The organism is Leptospira koniambonensis, assembly GCF_004769555.1.
In the GTDB taxonomy this organism is placed as follows: Bacteria; Spirochaetota; Leptospiria; order Leptospirales; family Leptospiraceae; genus Leptospira_B; species Leptospira_B koniambonensis.
In genome coordinates this window covers 1-2471 of record NZ_RQFY01000008.1, presented here as the reverse complement: position 1 = coordinate 2471, position 2471 = coordinate 1, and the positions used below count along the sequence as shown (strand labels likewise).

The 2471-nt window shown below is 42.5% G+C and carries 2 protein-coding genes and 1 pseudogene; all 3 read left to right on the top strand.

What is annotated here, in order from left to right; genetic code table 11:
* Window positions 1-220, top strand: a pseudogene (locus tag EHQ52_RS17140) (hypothetical protein); the annotation flags it as partial.
* A gap of 630 nt (window positions 221-850) precedes the next feature.
* On the top strand, window positions 851-1243 hold the full coding sequence (locus tag EHQ52_RS17135; protein ID WP_135616402.1) for a hypothetical protein: 393 nt from the start codon (window positions 851-853) through the stop codon (window positions 1241-1243).
* Window positions 1244-1255: 12 nt separating this feature from the next.
* Window positions 1256-2188: an MORN repeat-containing protein gene (locus EHQ52_RS17130; protein WP_135616401.1), complete on the top strand. Its 933-nt coding sequence runs from the start codon at window positions 1256-1258 to the stop codon at window positions 2186-2188.
* The last annotated feature ends 283 nt before the right edge of the window (window positions 2189-2471 follow it).

The window sequence follows — 2471 nt, the reverse complement described above, 5'->3', positions numbered from 1 at the left end:
ATGGCATGATCCAGAGCCTTATGTTCGGTATGAAGGAATGTTTGTGGATGGGAAATATAATGGATATGGTAAGCTTATTTTTCCTGGCAATGGTCCAGATGGGAAGGATGATATACAAGAGGGAGAATGGGATGGTAAACATCATTGCAGTGGACCAAAATGTAATGGGGCTTTAAAGCCTCCTTCAGAAGAAGAGTGGGGAGAGGACGCTAATCAATAAATGTCCTCGCCCAAAAACCGTCGCTTGTATAGTATGCATTAGGAAAAAGTAAACAAGTTCATTGCATAGATAAAGTAACTTTTTTAACAACAATCCGCTGAAAATGAATGATTAGACTTAGAAGAGAAATATATCGTAATACCCCTTTGCGATCTTAGCGTCTTTGCGTGAGAAAAGCGTCAAAGATAGTTTTTGAGTGAATGAAGAATAGCGAAATACTAAAGCGACAGGGATCGCAGCGAAAATCCGGCGATGCACCATCTTAATATCATAAAGTAATAAATAACAAAAGAGTAATGGTGCTTCGCTGATTGTAGCGTAGAGCCCGGTCCTGCGAAGCAGGAGTCGCCCCCGGTAAGTAAAGAAGAAATAGAAGCCATAAGGAAAGGGATTCGGGAACCTGATATCCCTGCCGGTCTCATACCGTCCACATTAATATTGGCCCTTGAGAAATTAGGATTAGGGGTTCTTGTAAAGTGGACAGATACTTATAAGTCGCATTTCGGAGATGACCAATGGAAACACTCGATGGCTTCGAAACCTGGTCAAACAAATGGGCAAGCATTATCTGATATCACCGATAACTTGAAGCATTTGTGGGCTGGAGCAACGGATTCTAGTTTAAGCTCTGTGGCACAAGCTGAAATTGTTGGAGAGATATTACATACGGTAACGGATGCATTTGCAGAAGGTCATACGATGAGAAATGAGAAAGGGGAACTCATCATGATCCAGAACTACAATTTGCAGGATGGAGGAAAACATGGAGGACCGGATGAGACTCCGCCAGCAGTGGCACCGGGGACTACCTCAGCTACGCAAGCAGCTACGAAAATTATAGAGCTTTGGAAATCAGGCGCTACATGGAATGACGTTAAAGATTACTTAAACAAAGATGTGTATAACATTTCCGAAGAGAATAAGAAAAAGCCTACCGGAACGGATCCTAGATATGAGAAAGACCCATTTGCCTTGCCATCTTGGATGGAATCGCCTAAGAACGGTTGGGTGCCAGTACATTAAGAAGGAATAGAAATGAGAAATATGATGATTTCATTCAATTGGGTATTACTTTTGAGCATATTTTTTGTGATGTGTAGCCAATGTACACATCGTATGGGAACTCGTTACTGTGTAAAGGGTGGATGCTATAGAGGATATGGCGAAGCGAGGGTTGATTACTTTGGTCAAAGTAAAATTCGCGATGGCTTTGTTGGTTATGCAATCTGGAAGGGAGAATTCTATGATAGCTCTTTAAATGGTAGGGGAACCTTTGAACAGCACCATACTTCCATAGAAGGAGAGACCTACGAAGGAGAATTTGTGAACTACGAATTCCATGGCAAGGGTAAATGGGAATTTTTACCAACGAGTCCTTGGCCAAGAGAAGAATTGGAAAGTTGCCCTTGGAAGTATGAAGGTGAGTTCAAGAATGGAGAACCAGACGGTAAAGGAGTATTGACAACAAGACCTGGAAAAACATATGCGGGTACGTTCAGTAATGGATGGATTTGTTACGAAGGGAATTGTGAGAATGGAAAAGGATCTATGCTTAATTGGAGAGGAAGCCATTACGTAGGGGACCTGAAAAACGGGAGGCGTCATGGCCAAGGTGTTGGATATGATTCAAGCAATTATAGAAAATACACTGGAGGCTTTAAAGACGGTAGATACGAAGGCTATGGCGTTGAGGTGGGGTACGATACAGCGCAATACAAGGACGGGAAATGGCATGAGCCGCGAGCCTATGTGCGTTATGAAGGAATGCATGTAGACGGAAAATACAATGGTTATGGAAAATTGATTTTTCCTAATGATGGTCCAAATGGAGCAGACCGAGTCCAAGAGGGAGAATGGGACGGGCATCATAATTGTACCGGTCCGAAATGTAATGGAGCTTTGAAGGCCCCACCTCCTGATTTTCTGGAAAAGATGAGAGAAAAAGCGGAAGGAGAAAGTAATAAATAACAAAAGAGTAATGGTGCTTCGCTGATTGTAGCGTAGGGCCTGACCCGAAGGGGCGCGGCCAAAACCCATAACGGATGCATTTACAGAAGGTCATACGATGAGAAATATGATGATTTTATTCAATTGGATATTACTTTTGAGCATATTTTTTGTGATGTGCAATCAATGTTCTCCCCCTCGTATGGGAACTCGTTACTGTGTAAAGGGCGGATGCAAGAGCGGATATGGAGAGCAAAAAGTAGATTTTTTTGGTCCTGAACAAGGAGATAAATTCCGCGGTTAT